General features: G+C 54.5%; 16 protein-coding genes. 7 read left to right on the top strand and 9 right to left on the bottom strand.

Annotated features, from left to right (window positions below; all coding sequences use genetic code 11):
* Positions 1 to 86: 86 nt before the first annotated feature.
* The 5 genes from F3J37_RS25200 to F3J37_RS25180 are packed head-to-tail and all read left to right on the top strand — an operon-like array spanning position 87 to position 4,942.
* Positions 87 to 1,268, top strand: a complete 1,182-nt coding sequence (locus F3J37_RS25200; RefSeq protein ID WP_166936417.1) for an isochorismate synthase — start codon at positions 87 to 89, stop codon at positions 1,266 to 1,268.
* 10 nt (positions 1,269 to 1,278) lie between these two features.
* The gene (locus tag F3J37_RS25195) at positions 1,279 to 2,895 is read left to right on the top strand and encodes a (2,3-dihydroxybenzoyl)adenylate synthase (RefSeq protein WP_166936415.1); all 1,617 of its coding nucleotides are present in this window, start codon (positions 1,279 to 1,281) and stop codon (positions 2,893 to 2,895) included.
* Positions 2,896 to 2,914: 19 nt separating this feature from the next.
* On the top strand, positions 2,915 to 3,769 hold the full coding sequence (locus F3J37_RS25190; protein WP_097118195.1) for an isochorismatase family protein: 855 nt from the start codon (positions 2,915 to 2,917) through the stop codon (positions 3,767 to 3,769).
* Positions 3,766 to 4,524: a 2,3-dihydro-2,3-dihydroxybenzoate dehydrogenase gene (dhbA, locus tag F3J37_RS25185; protein ID WP_166936413.1), complete on the top strand. Its 759-nt coding sequence runs from the start codon at positions 3,766 to 3,768 to the stop codon at positions 4,522 to 4,524. Before F3J37_RS25190 ends, dhbA begins: the two co-directional genes overlap by 4 nt.
* A gap of 1 nt (position 4,525) precedes the next feature.
* A complete protein-coding gene (locus tag F3J37_RS25180; RefSeq protein WP_166936411.1) occupies positions 4,526 to 4,942 on the top strand; it encodes a hotdog fold thioesterase in 417 nt (138 codons plus the stop codon).
* Between the two features lie 146 nt (positions 4,943 to 5,088).
* On the opposite strand, the gene cgtA is transcribed toward F3J37_RS25180, so the two are convergent.
* The 3 genes from cgtA to rplU all read right to left on the bottom strand — a co-directional run bounded on the left by cgtA (position 5,089) and on the right by rplU (position 7,098).
* Positions 5,089 to 6,264, bottom strand: coding sequence for an Obg family GTPase CgtA (gene cgtA / locus F3J37_RS25175; protein WP_034826592.1), 1,176 nt, complete (start codon positions 6,262 to 6,264; stop codon positions 5,089 to 5,091).
* Positions 6,265 to 6,513: 249 nt separating this feature from the next.
* Entirely contained in the window at positions 6,514 to 6,771 is a 258-nt protein-coding gene (gene rpmA, locus F3J37_RS25170; RefSeq protein ID WP_003851093.1) for a 50S ribosomal protein L27, read from the bottom strand.
* A 15-nt stretch (positions 6,772 to 6,786) separates the two neighbouring features.
* On the bottom strand, positions 6,787 to 7,098 hold the full coding sequence (gene rplU / locus F3J37_RS25165) for a 50S ribosomal protein L21 (protein ID WP_034826596.1): 312 nt from the start codon (positions 7,096 to 7,098) through the stop codon (positions 6,787 to 6,789).
* 254 nt (positions 7,099 to 7,352) lie between these two features.
* Here rplU and ispB point away from each other — a divergent pair, with 254 nt between their 5' ends.
* Together ispB and F3J37_RS25155 are read left to right on the top strand one after the other, a co-directional pair.
* Positions 7,353 to 8,324 (top strand): octaprenyl diphosphate synthase, encoded by a 972-nt coding sequence (gene ispB / locus F3J37_RS25160; protein WP_038649473.1) that lies wholly within the window; start codon positions 7,353 to 7,355, stop codon positions 8,322 to 8,324.
* Positions 8,325 to 8,595: 271 nt separating this feature from the next.
* Positions 8,596 to 8,877: a helix-turn-helix domain-containing protein gene (locus F3J37_RS25155; protein WP_058962127.1), complete on the top strand. Its 282-nt coding sequence runs from the start codon at positions 8,596 to 8,598 to the stop codon at positions 8,875 to 8,877.
* A 65-nt stretch (positions 8,878 to 8,942) separates the two neighbouring features.
* Here the strand turns inward: F3J37_RS25155 and murA are convergent, their stop codons facing one another.
* From murA to mlaE, 6 genes are all read right to left on the bottom strand, one after another.
* Positions 8,943 to 10,202, bottom strand: coding sequence for a UDP-N-acetylglucosamine 1-carboxyvinyltransferase (murA, locus tag F3J37_RS25150; RefSeq protein ID WP_058962128.1), 1,260 nt, complete (start codon positions 10,200 to 10,202; stop codon positions 8,943 to 8,945).
* Between the two features lie 44 nt (positions 10,203 to 10,246).
* Positions 10,247 to 10,504: a BolA family iron metabolism protein IbaG gene (ibaG, locus tag F3J37_RS25145; protein WP_034826599.1), complete on the bottom strand. Its 258-nt coding sequence runs from the start codon at positions 10,502 to 10,504 to the stop codon at positions 10,247 to 10,249.
* 114 nt (positions 10,505 to 10,618) lie between these two features.
* Entirely contained in the window at positions 10,619 to 10,924 is a 306-nt protein-coding gene (gene mlaB, locus F3J37_RS25140) for a lipid asymmetry maintenance protein MlaB (protein WP_034826600.1), read from the bottom strand.
* A 2-nt stretch (positions 10,925 to 10,926) separates the two neighbouring features.
* Positions 10,927 to 11,556: a phospholipid-binding protein MlaC gene (gene mlaC / locus F3J37_RS25135; RefSeq protein ID WP_034826602.1), complete on the bottom strand. Its 630-nt coding sequence runs from the start codon at positions 11,554 to 11,556 to the stop codon at positions 10,927 to 10,929.
* A 14-nt stretch (positions 11,557 to 11,570) separates the two neighbouring features.
* Positions 11,571 to 12,113 (bottom strand): outer membrane lipid asymmetry maintenance protein MlaD, encoded by a 543-nt coding sequence (gene mlaD / locus F3J37_RS25130; RefSeq protein ID WP_034826604.1) that lies wholly within the window; start codon positions 12,111 to 12,113, stop codon positions 11,571 to 11,573.
* A 4-nt stretch (positions 12,114 to 12,117) separates the two neighbouring features.
* Complete coding sequence (gene mlaE / locus F3J37_RS25125) at positions 12,118 to 12,900, bottom strand: lipid asymmetry maintenance ABC transporter permease subunit MlaE (protein ID WP_034826606.1); 783 nt, start codon at positions 12,898 to 12,900, stop codon at positions 12,118 to 12,120.

Raw genomic sequence — 12,900 nt, 5'->3', positions numbered from 1 at the left:
CTCTTTTGTCCAATCGACGTAGGTTACAGGCCCATAATAAAAATGATAATCATTCTTAATAATCTTATCATTTATAGGTGAAAATTATGGTGGAATCATCCATGTTTGAAAATGCCTTATTAGAGGATTTTTCTGCGTTATGCCGTGGGTTCCTCTTTACCTCGCCGTGGCGAAGCCTCGCGACTCAAGGCTGCTATACCACGATAACCACCTCTGTGGCAGACGCTGCATCATTGCAGGGTGATTTTCAACTTCAGCTGCATCAACATTTTGCGGCGGCAAAACAACAAGGCATTGAGAATCCGATCCTGGTGGGTGCGATTCCGTTTGACGTGAGCCAGCCTGCGGCCCTGTTTATTCCTGAAACGTATCAAACTTTTCATCGTGCCGACCTACAGAATGCGCTGCCTGCGGCTGCCAGTGAGCTGCCGCAGGTGCGTCGTCGCGTGGCGGTGCCGGATCACGATGTCTTTACCCAAATGGTGGCCGATGCGGTGACAGCAACGCAACGTGGTGACCTCGATAAAGTGGTGCTGTCGCGCCTGATGGATATTGTCACCGAGCAGCCAGTGGATACCGCGGCGCTGATGCAACGCGTCATTGCGCAGAATCCGAATAGCTATCACTTCCATCTGCCGCTGCCACAAGGCGGTGCACTGGTGGGGGCCAGCCCGGAGCTGATGCTGCGTAAGCAGGGCCGCGATTTTAGCTCGTGCCCGCTGGCGGGCTCAGCACGTCGTGATCACCACGATAGCCAACAGGATCAGGCAGCGGGCAATACGCTGATGGACTCCAGCAAAGATCGTCATGAACACCAGCTGGTCACAGATGCGATGCGCGATACGCTGCAACCGCGCAGTCGCCTGCTGTCGGTGCCGACGGTACCGTCATTGATCACCACCGCGACCTTATGGCACCTCGCGACGCAAATCGATGGTGAGGTGCAGGATGATCGTGAGAACGCTTTGTCGCTGGCCTGCCTGCTTCATCCGACCCCCGCATTAAGCGGCTTCCCACACCAGCGTGCTCAGCAGCTGATTCAGCAGCTAGAGCCTTTTGATCGTCAGCTGTTTGGCGGCATTGTGGGATGGTGTGACAGTGAAGGAAACGGTGAATGGGTGGTGACAATTCGTTGTGGCACCGTGCACGGTGCACGCGTGCGACTGTTTGCGGGCGCAGGCATCGTTACCGATTCCCAACCTGAATCAGAATGGCGCGAAACCGGCGTGAAGCTGGATACCATGTTGCGCGCTTTTGGACTGCAATAAAGGAAAGAGCATGAGCATTCCCTATACCCGCTGGCCTGAAGATTTGGCTGCGCGCTATCGCGAAAAAGGCTATTGGCTCGATGTGCCAATGACCGATATCCTGGCGCGCCACAAAGAGAATGAGGCGATTGCGGTGATTGACGGCGATCGTCAAATCAGCTATCGCGAGCTGAATCAGCTAACCGATAACCTCGCGGCAGCCCTGCAGCGCCGTGGCCTGCAACAGGGTGATACTGCGTTAGTGCAGCTAGGCAACGTGGCGGAGTTTTACGTCACGGTCTTTGCGCTGTTTAAACTGGGCGTAGCATCCGTCTTCGCGCTGTATAGCCATCAGCGCACCGAGCTGACCGCCTATGCCGCGCAGATTGAGCCTAAACTGCTAATTGCCGATCGCAGTCACGCGCTGTTTGGCGATGACACCTTTATTGGTGCGCTTTGTGCCGCTCAACCGTCACTGCAGCAGATCATCCTGCGCAATGACGGTGATAAAGAAAACACCCTCGAAGCTTTGATGGCGGAAGCGGCGGGCGATTACCAGCCAACGCCAACTGCTGCCGATGAAGTGGCGTTTTTCCAGCTCTCCGGTGGCAGCACCGGGACACCAAAATTGATTCCGCGCACGCACAACGATTACTACTACAGTATTCGCGCCAGCGATGAGATCTGCGAAGTCACGGCTGACACGCGTTATCTGATCGCCCTGCCCGCACCGCATAACTTCGCCATGAGCTCACCGGGTTCACTCGGTGTGTTTTATGCCGGGGGCCAGGTGATTCTTGCCGCTGACCCAAGCGCCACGCTCTGCTTCCCGCTGATTGAGAAGCACCAGGTCACCGATACCGGTCTGGTGCCACCCGCAGTGAGCCTGTGGCTGCAGGCGATTCAGGAATGGGGTAGCAACAAGCAGCTGGCTTCGCTGCAGCGCATTCAGGTCGGCGGCGCGAAGCTCGGCGAAACCCTGGCGGCACGTATTCAGAGCGAAATTGGCTGCCAATTACAGCAGGTGTTTGGCATGGCCGAAGGTCTGGTGAACTACACCCGCTTTGGCGATGACGAGAAAATCGTGCTGACCACTCAGGGCCGACCGATTTCTGAAGATGACGAAGTCTGGGTGGCGGATGAACACGGTAATGCGCTGCCGCACGGCACGGTGGGTCGCCTGATGACACGCGGTCCGTACACCTTCCGTGGCTACTACAAAAGCCCGGAACACAATGCCGCCAGCTTTGATGCTAACGGCTTTTACTGCTCCGGCGATCTGATTGAGATCAACCCGCAGGGTTACATCACCGTGCAGGGCCGCGAGAAGGATCAGATCAACCGTGGCGGCGAGAAGATCGCCGCAGAAGAGATCGAGAATTTGCTGCAGCGCCATCCGGATGTGATTCATGCCGCGCTAGTGTCGATGACTGATGAACTGATGGGTGAAAAAAGCTGCGCCTTTATTGTTGCCAGCCAGCCGATCAAAGCGGTGGCGCTGCGCCGTCATCTGCGCGATCTCGGTGTCGCCGAGTTTAAATTGCCCGATCGTATTACCTGCGTAGATGCCCTGCCACTGACCCCGGTTGGCAAGGTGGATAAAAAACGTTTACGCCAACAGCTTGCTGACCAACAAGCGCAAGCCTGAACCTATTCCGGAGATTGTAATGGCTATTCCAAAACTGAATTCTTACGCGCTGCCTGCCGCCACTGAACTGCCGACCAACAAGGTGAAATGGACCGTTGAGCCACAGCGTGCTGCCCTGCTGATCCATGATATGCAGGCTTATTTCCTGAATTTCTGGGGCGAGAACAGTCCGCTGATCGATCAGGTTGTGGAGAACATTGCCCGCCTGCGCGCCTACTGCAAAGCGCAAGGTATTCCGGTGTTCTACACCGCGCAGCCCAACGAGCAGAGCGATGCCGATCGCGCACTGCTCAACGACATGTGGGGACCAGGCCTGAATAAGCATCCGGATCAACAGAAGATCGTAGATACACTGGCGCCAGATCAGGACGATCAGGTGTTAACCAAATGGCGTTACAGCGCCTTTGTCCGCTCGCCGCTGGAATCGATCCTGCAGGAGATGGGCCGCGATCAGCTGATCATTACCGGCGTTTACGCCCACATTGGCTGCCTGACCACCGCCACTGACGCCTTTATGCGTAACATCCAGCCGTTTATGGTGGCGGATGCGCTGGCCGACTTCAGCCGCGAAGAGCACATGATGGCACTGACCTATACCGCTGGTCGCAGTGGCAAAGTGGTGATGACCGCCGATCTCATGCCACTGCCGCTGAGTAAAGACGATCTGCGTGCGCTGATTCTGCCGCTGCTGGAAGACGACGATGTGCCGGAAGATGATGAAAACCTGATCGACTACGGCCTGGATTCCGTACGCGTGATGGCGCTGGCGGCGCGCTGGCGCCAGGTGCACAACGACATCGATTTCGTTAGCCTGGCAAAAAACCCGAGCATTGATGGCTGGTGGGCTCTGCTGTCACGGACACCTGCCAAATGAGTGCTTCTTTCGACTTTAGCGGAAAAATCGTCTGGGTAACCGGCGCGGGTAAAGGCATTGGTTACCATACGGCGCTGGCATTCCATCAGGCCGGCGCACAGGTGATCGGCTTCGATCTGCGTTTTGATCAACCCGACTATCCGTTTGCCACTCAGATTCTGGATGTTGCCAACGCGGCAGAGGTGAAAGCCGTTTGCCAGCGTCTGCTGGCAGATCAGCCGCGTCTGGATGTGCTGATCAACGGCGCCGGGATCCTGCGCGTCGGCAGCACTGAAGCACTCGCATTCGAAGACTGGCAGGCGTGTCTGGCGGTGAACGCCGGCGGCGCCTTCAATATGTTCCAGCAAACGCTGCCGGTATTCCGCCAGCAGCGCGCGGGGGCGATTGTTACCATCGCTTCTAACGCGGCTCACGCGCCACGTCTCGGCATGTCCGCTTATGGCGCTTCCAAAGCCGCACTGCGCAGCCTGTGCCTGACCGTTGGGCTCGAAATGGCACCGTTCGGCGTGCGCTGCAACATCGTCTCACCAGGTTCAACCGACACCGATATGCAACGTAGCCTGTGGCATACGCCGGAAGCAGAGCAGGAGATGATCAATGGCTTCCCGGATCAGTACAAGTTGGGGATCCCACTGCGTAAGATCGCGAAACCGCAAGAGATCGTGAACAACGTCCTGTTCCTGGCCTCGGATCTTGCCAGCCACGTGGTGCTGCAGGATATTGTGGTCGACGGTGGCGCAACGCTGGGATCCTGATATGGCAATCTGGAAACGATCGGTTGATCTGGCAACCTTAAATGCCCTGGGTGATAACTCGCTGGTGTCGCACGTCGGCATCGTGTTCACGGTGATTGGCGACGATTACCTTGAGGCAACTATGCCAGTGGATACCCGCACGCAGCAGCCGTTTGGCCTGCTGCACGGCGGTGCGTCAGTGGTGCTGGCGGAATCGATGGGATCGATTGCCGGTTATCTGAGTGTGGAAGAGGGAAAAAGTGTGGTGGGGATTGAAGTGAGTGCCAGCCATCATCGTGCGGTGAGCAGCGGTGAAGTGCGCGGCATCTGCCGTCCTTTGCACCTTGGCGCACGCAACCAGAGCTGGGAAATTGAGATTCGCAATGGACGCGATCAACTGTGCTGCACATCGCGATTGACGGTGGCGGTGCTGGGGTAATTTTCCGCGACGGCCCTCACCTCCTTATTCCAGGGGGAAGAATCATCGCGCCGGATTGCTGCACACGATGCCCTTTCATCGGGAGATGAAAATGGCACTCAGCAGCCATAAAAAAAGCGGCCAATTGGCCGCTTTCTCTTTGGCGATTAACGCTGGTAAATGATTTCGACGCCTTCGTCATCTTCCTCGTCCCAGTCGTCATCCCAATCGTCGTCTTCTTCCACTTCCTGAGCGGTTTCCATGGCTTCGCGGTGATAATCATCCCACATGAAGGCCACTTTCTCCGGCTCTTTCGCTTCTTCTTCCGCTTCTTTCGGGTTCTCGATGATGAAGGTCATCACGTCCCAGCAGAGATCTTTCACGCCGTCATGGCTGGCCGCAGAAATCAGGTAGTATTTGTCTTCCCAGCCCAAAGCTTCCACAACCGCTTTAGCGCGGCTTTCTGCTTCTTCACGGTCCAGCAGGTCACATTTGTTAAACACCAGCCAGCGTGGCTTCTGGAACAGCTTCTCGCTGTATTTTTCCAGCTCACCCAGGATGATGCGGGCGTTTTCGACCGGATCGGATTCATCGATTGGCGCAAGGTCGATCAGGTGCAACAGTACACGGCAACGCTCAAGGTGCTTCAGGAAGCGAATCCCCAGACCAGCACCATCCGCTGCGCCTTCAATCAGGCCAGGGATATCGGCGACGACGAAGCTCTTTTCGTTGTCCATGCGCACTACACCAAGGCTTGGCACCAAAGTAGTAAATGGATAATCCGCCACTTTTGGTTTAGCCGCAGACACGGAGCGAATAAAGGTCGATTTACCGGCATTCGGCAGACCAAGCATACCGACATCAGCCAGCAGCATCAGCTCCAGCTGCAGGTCACGCTTCTCGCCCGGCGTACCCATGGTCTTCTGACGTGGGGAACGGTTAACCGAGGATTTAAAACGCGTATTACCCAAGCCGTGCCAGCCGCCTTTCGCGACCATCAGCTTCTGCTCGTGGCGCGTCATGTCACCCAGCGTTTCGCCAGTACCCTGGTCAATCACGCGGGTACCGACAGGCACCTTGATAATGATGTCTTTGCCGCGTTTACCGGTGCAATCACGGCTCTGGCCATTTTGACCACGTTCGGCGCGGAAAGATTTCTCGAAGCGATAGTCGATCAGGGTATTCAGGTTTTCATCCGCCAGCAGGTAAACATCACCGCCGTCACCGCCGTCGCCGCCGTCCGGACCACCGCGTGGAATGTATTTTTCGCGGCGGAAGCTGACGCAACCATTACCGCCATCGCCTGCGACCGCAAGGATCGTCGCTTCATCTACAAACTTCATTTCATTTCTCCGTCACGCTATCGTTCGCGGCGACTAAAGCACAGCAAACGGGTCCGCCAGGGTCTTCTGCGCTGACCGGCGGCGGATAATACAAGACTGGCAAAGCCAGGAGTACATAAATTGTACAGCAAACTGCGCGTTTTGGTCAGAGGGAATCCCGCAACCTGCGGCAGAATGTAAAAAGCCCCGCAAAGCTGCGGGGCCTTCAATTCGTGTGTTCAGACGTTAACCGTCTGCGTCACAACAACCTTACTCAGCAACGATGCTGATGTACTTACGGTTGTTAGGACCTTTAACTTCGAATTGTACTTTACCGTCTGCGGTAGCAAACAGGGTGTGGTCACGACCACAACCTACATTGGTACCTGCGTGGAACTTGGTGCCACGCTGACGAACGATGATGCTACCTGCCAGAACAGATTCACCACCGAAACGCTTAACACCCAGACGTTTTGCATTGGAGTCGCGACCGTTACGAGTCGAGCCACCAGCCTTTTTATGTGCCATTTGTCAGATCTCCTCTTACGCGCCGATCACAGTGATTTTCACATCAGTGAACCACTGACGGTGACCAGCTTGCTTACGGTAGTGTTTACGACGACGAAACTTAACAATCTTAACTTTCTCGCCACGACCGTGAGCAACAACTTCTGCCTTGATCACACCGCCTGATACCAGTGGCGCGCCGATTTGCACGTCTTCGCCATTTGCAATCATCAGAACCTGGTCGAACTCAATGGTTTCGCCGGTTGCGATGTCCAGCTTTTCCAAGCGAACGGTCTGACCTTCGCTTACTCGGTGTTGTTTACCACCACTTTGGAAAACCGCGTACATATAAAACTCCGCTTCTGCGCATGCCTTTCTATTCATCAGGCGGCGCGATAAATATTCACAATAGGGCGCGAATTCTACGCAAATCTCCAGCAGAAGACAAGTGCACTTTGCACTCTCTTGCAGAAAAAAAGCGCAGGACGAATGCAAACGTTTCTCAGCCCGATTTTTCAAGTACAATCAGTAACAGATTACCTGAACTCACGCTGGGTAAAAGCGCTTACCATGCAAAATACGAGTCAAAGCTGAACAGACGAATGAACTTAGAACAGATTAATGAATTAACCGCGCAGGACATGGCGGCCGTCAACCAGACCATCCTCGACCAGCTGAATTCAGATGTCTCACTGATTAATCAGTTGGGTTACTACATCATCAGCGGCGGAGGCAAACGTATCCGGCCCATGATCGCGGTGCTCTCGGCACGTGCGCTCAACTATCAGGGATCGCTACATGTCACCAATGCGGCGCTGATCGAATTTATCCACACGGCGACTCTGCTGCACGATGATGTGGTGGATGAATCCGATATGCGCCGTGGCAAAGCCACTGCCAATGCCGCGTTCGGTAATGCTGCCAGTGTGCTGGTGGGGGACTTCATTTATACCCGCGCGTTTCAGATGATGACCAGTATGGGATCCTTAAAGATCCTCGCGCTGATGTCCGAAGCAGTGAACGTGATTGCGGAAGGTGAAGTGCTGCAGCTGATGAACTGCAACGATCCCGATATCACGGAAGAGAGCTACATGCGCGTCATCTACAGTAAGACCGCGCGCCTGTTTGAAGCGGCTTCTCAAGCCTCCGCGATTCTGGCTGAAGCCACGCCGGCGCAGGAAAAAGCGCTGCAGGATTATGGTCGCTATCTGGGTACCGCTTTCCAGTTAATTGATGATTTGCTGGATTACAGTGCGGATGGCGAAACCCTGGGTAAAAATACCGGTGATGACCTGAGCGAAGGCAAGCCGACACTGCCGCTGCTCCATGCCATGCACAACGGTACACCAGAGCAAGCTCAGATGATCCGCAAAGCAATCGAAGAAGGCAACGGTCGCCATCTGCTGGAACCGGTACTGGATGCCATGCAACAAACTGGCTCGCTGGAATGGACGCGCAAACGCGCTGAAGAAGAGGCGGATAAAGCCATTGCTGCTCTACAGGCCCTGCCAGAAACGCCGTGGCGTAGTGCACTCGAAGCATTGGCCCACATGTCAGTGCAGCGTGATTTCTGATTGCAATTACGGGGCGGCATAGCCCCGTTTTCTTTCCTGCCTACCCCGTATTCTCCCCTGCTTTACTTCCCAGCGCTTCACCTGACTGCCCATTACATTCCTTGCATCGCTTTTGCGAAAGAGGGCTCAGTTTAATGCGAGGCCAAAACAATTACTGGAAGCTTATGGAAATTATTTGCTATAAGGTTTTTGTTTTTTCCTAATATCTCTGTATTGGATACGCCCGTTGCGGCAGAGACAACGCAATAACATGGACAAGGAGCAGGACGTTATGAAAGCAAGGAAACAGGATTGGCATCCCGCAGATGTGATTGCAGCACTGCGTAAAAAAGGCACATCAATGGCTGAATTGTCACGCAATTCGGGGCTGAACTCGTCCACACTCTCCAACGCACTTTCCCGCCCCTGGCCCAAAGGAGAGTGGTTAATCGCTGACGCGATCGGTGTTCATCCCGCCGAGATCTGGCCAACTCGCTATTATGATCCCATTACATCGCGCTTGCTGGATCGCAAAAAACGTATTCGATCCCCCAGAGTTCGGCAGGAGATCTGAGATCCAGGACATAAAAAAACCAGCCACGTTATCGTGACTGGTTATCATCGAACGTTGAGTCAGCGTTATTCGCCGCTGACGCGCTCGATATTGGCACCCATGGCCTTCAGTTTATCTTCGATGTGCTCATAGCCACGGTCGATATGATAAATACGGTCCACAATGGTGGTGCCTTCCGCGATGCAACCGGCCAGTACCAGGCTCGCAGAGGCGCGCAGGTCGGTTGCCATCACTTGTGCACCTGACAGCGTCTCAACACCGTGGCAAATCGCAGTGTTGCTTTCGATTTCCGCGTGACCGCCCATACGAATCAGCTCAGGGATGTGCATGAAACGGTTTTCGAAGATGGTTTCGGTGATCACGCCTGTGCCTTCCGCCACCATGTTCAGCAAGGTGAACTGTGCCTGCATGTCGGTTGGGAAACCTGGGTGTGGTGCAGTACGGACGTTAACCGCCTTAGGACGCTTACCGTGCATATCGAGGCTGATCCAGTCTTCACCGGTTTCAATCTCGGCACCCGCATCACGCAGTTTTGCGAGTACAGCATCCAGCGTATCGGGCTGGGCTTTATGGCACACCACTTTACCGCGGGAAATCGCAGCAGCGACAAGGAAGGTACCGGTTTCGATACGATCCGGCAGAACGCGATACACACCGCCACCCAGACGTTCTACGCCTTCGATGGTAATTTTATCTGTGCCTGCACCGCTGATTTTTGCGCCCAGTGTGTTGAGGAAGTTTGCCGTATCGACAATTTCCGGCTCACGCGCGGCGTTTTCAATAATGGTCGTGCCAGTGGCAAGTGTTGCCGCACTCATGATGGTCACGGTCGCGCCAACGCTGACTTTGTCCATGACGATATGCGCGCCTTTCAGGCGGCCATTAACGGAAGCTTTGACGTAACCTTCTTCCAGTTTAATTTCCGCACCCAGCTGCTCAAGGCCAGTGATGTGCAAATCAACCGGACGTGCACCAATAGCACAGCCGCCTGGCAATGAAACCTGACCCTGACCAAAACGCGCCACCAGCGGACCCAGTGCCCAAATCGAGGCACGCATGGTTTTCACCAGATCATACGGTGCGCTGAAGACATTAACTTCGCGAGCATCAACGTGAACCGAACCATTACGCTCAACGCGCGCACCCAGCAAATTTAGCAGCTTCATGGTGGTATCGATATCACGCAGCTTCGGCACGTTCTGAATCTCTACCGGCTCTTCTGCCAGCAGCGCAGCAAACAGAATTGGCAGCGCAGCATTCTTCGCCCCGGAAATGGTCACTTCACCACTTAAACGGGTGGGGCCTTGCACACGAAATTTGTCCATTAACGGCTCTCAATTATCTATCAACAAAACAACCTGTGAGGCGCTTAGAAACCGTTGAGTTTACGGTCGCGCGCCCACTCGGTTGGGGTATAAGTTTTGATGGAAACCGCATGAATACGGTTATCCGCAATGTATTCCATCAGCGGCGCATAAACAGCCTGCTGTTTTTTCACACGACTCAGTTCACCGAACATCTCACCCACCGCGATCACCTGAAAATGACTGCCGTCGTTGCTGAGAACATGTACTTCATCTAATGGCAGCGCCTGCATCAGCACGGCCTGAACTTCACTATTTTCCATCGCTCTTTGCTTCACTTAATAATAATAAGGCGGATATCTTAGAGGAAAGCGCCTGACTCTTAAATACGCAAAAGCCCCTGAATAAATCAGGGGCTTTTGGCAATGACAACGTTATCAGGCGATTTTTTCCGCAGAAACAATAATCTGCTGCAGGTTATACAGCGCAATTAATGACTGGAGTTTGTCGTTGATACCGGTGAAAAGTGGCGTGCTACCTTGTGCCCGCGCGATCTCGCGCAGGTGGACTAACAAAGCCAGTCCCGCTGAATCCACACGCTCCAGCGCCGCGACATCAATGGTCGCGATATCCACCATGGCGGTTTCACGTTCATGCCACAATGACAGCAGGGTATCGCGATCCAACATGCCGCTTAAAGATAGCGTGCTGGCATTGCGCTGCCAGCGTAACGGTTCGCTCATGCTTACTGTTTATCCAGGGTGATAGGCTGTGCTGCGTAGGTTTTCAACTGCGCGGTCAGACCATCAATGCCCTTAGTACGCAGCAAATCACTCCACTCATTTTGTTTGGTCGTGATCATGCTGATGCCTTCAGCCACCATATCATAGGCCTGCCAGTTGCCGGTCTGGCTGTTCTTGCGCCATTGGAAATCAAGGCGCACAGGCGGACGGCCGTTCGGATCCAAAATAGTCACGCGAATCGCCACGATGTTAGCATCGCCAATCGGCTGTGGTTGCTGAATCTGGTAGGTTTGGCCGTGGTACAGCGCCAGCGCCTGGCCATAAGCCTGAGCCAGATAATCGCCAAATGCCGCAAAGTATGCGTCACGCTGTGCCGGAGTAGCCTCACGATAATAGCGGCCCAGCACCAGCGCACCCGCGTACTTGATCTGTACATACGGCAGCAACTCCTGGCGCACCACCTCACGCAGATAGTTAGGATCCTGCTTGATTTTAGGTTGCTCGTTTTTCAAGCGGGTGAAGGTCTTCGCCGCCGCTTCATTCATCAGTTTGTAAGGATCGCTCTGATCCGCTGCATTGGCCGCCAGCGGCACAATCGCCAGCATGGCAATCATCAGGAAACGTTTAAACATCGTGTTTTACCTCTCTATTCCGTTGTAGCAGGTGCTGCCGGAGCAGGCGCACTCTCGGTGCCCTGCTTTTGATTATCGTTTTTGTTATCGCCGCTCTTGTAGAGGAACTGGCCGATCAAATCTTCCAGCACCATCGCGGATTTGGTGTCACGCAACGTGCCGCCATCTTTCAGCATTGCCGAACCCAGTTCTGGATCGTCAAAGCCTAAATTCAGTGCGAGGAACTGTTCACCCAGCAGACCTTGCGTGCGAATGGCCAGCGAGCTGGTGTCCGGGATTTTGTCAGCATACTGATCGCTGATGTCCATGGTGACACGCGGCGACAGCGTTTTATCATCCAGCGAAATATCCGTTACTCGACCAATCACCACACCACCAATTTTCACCGGTGAGCTGACTTTTAGGCCGCCAATATTATCGAAAGTGGCATACAGCTTCCATGTCGGTTCGGTGCCAAGTGACTTGAGATCGGCCACGCGCAGGCTGAGGAATAACAGTGCCAACAGTGCTGCCAGCATGAAGACGCCAACCCAGATTTCGTTTTTCTTGCTTTGCATTGCATCAATTCCCAAACATCAGTGCTGTCAGCACAAAGTCCAAACCGAGTACCGCCAGTGAAGCATGCACTACGGTACGCGTTGTCGCCCGACTAATCCCTTCCGAGGTCGGGATGGCATCATAGCCATTGAACAGCGCAATCCAGGTTACCGTCACGGCAAAGACTGCGCTTTTAATGATGCAGTTGATGACATCGGTGCGGAAATCCACGGCATTTTGCATCGCTGACCAGAAGAAGCCAGGATCGATGCCTTTCCAGCCCACGCCCACCAACGCCCCACCGGCAATACCGACTGCCGTAAAGATCAAGGCTAGCAGCGGCATGCTGATAAACCCTGCCCAGAAGCGCGGCGAAACCACGCGACGCAGCGGATCAACGGCCATCATTTCCATGCTGGAGAGCTGTTCGGTGGCTTTCATCAAACCAATTTCTGCCGTCAGGGCTGAACCCGCGCGTCCTGCAAACAGCAATGCCGTGACCACGGGACCCAGTTCACGCAGCAGCGATAAGGCCACCAGCATGCCGAGACTGGTTTCAGCGCTGTAGGTCGTCAGCACCAGATAACCCTGCAGGCCCAGCACCATACCAATGAATAAACCCGAGACCACAATGATCAGCAGCGACAGCACACCCACGCTGTACAGCTGTTTTACCAGCAGTGGCGCGTGGCGGCGGAAAGCGGGTTTACCCACCAGCGCATGAAACAGCATCAGGCCTGCACGGCCAAACGCCGCACAAGTATTAATTCCCTGACGTCCAAGTGACGCCAGCGCCTTTAGCAACAT

The organism is Candidatus Pantoea communis (assembly GCF_011752685.1).
GTDB lineage: Bacteria > Pseudomonadota > Gammaproteobacteria > Enterobacterales > Enterobacteriaceae > Pantoea > Pantoea communis.
This window is presented reverse-complemented; position numbering and strand designations above follow the sequence as displayed.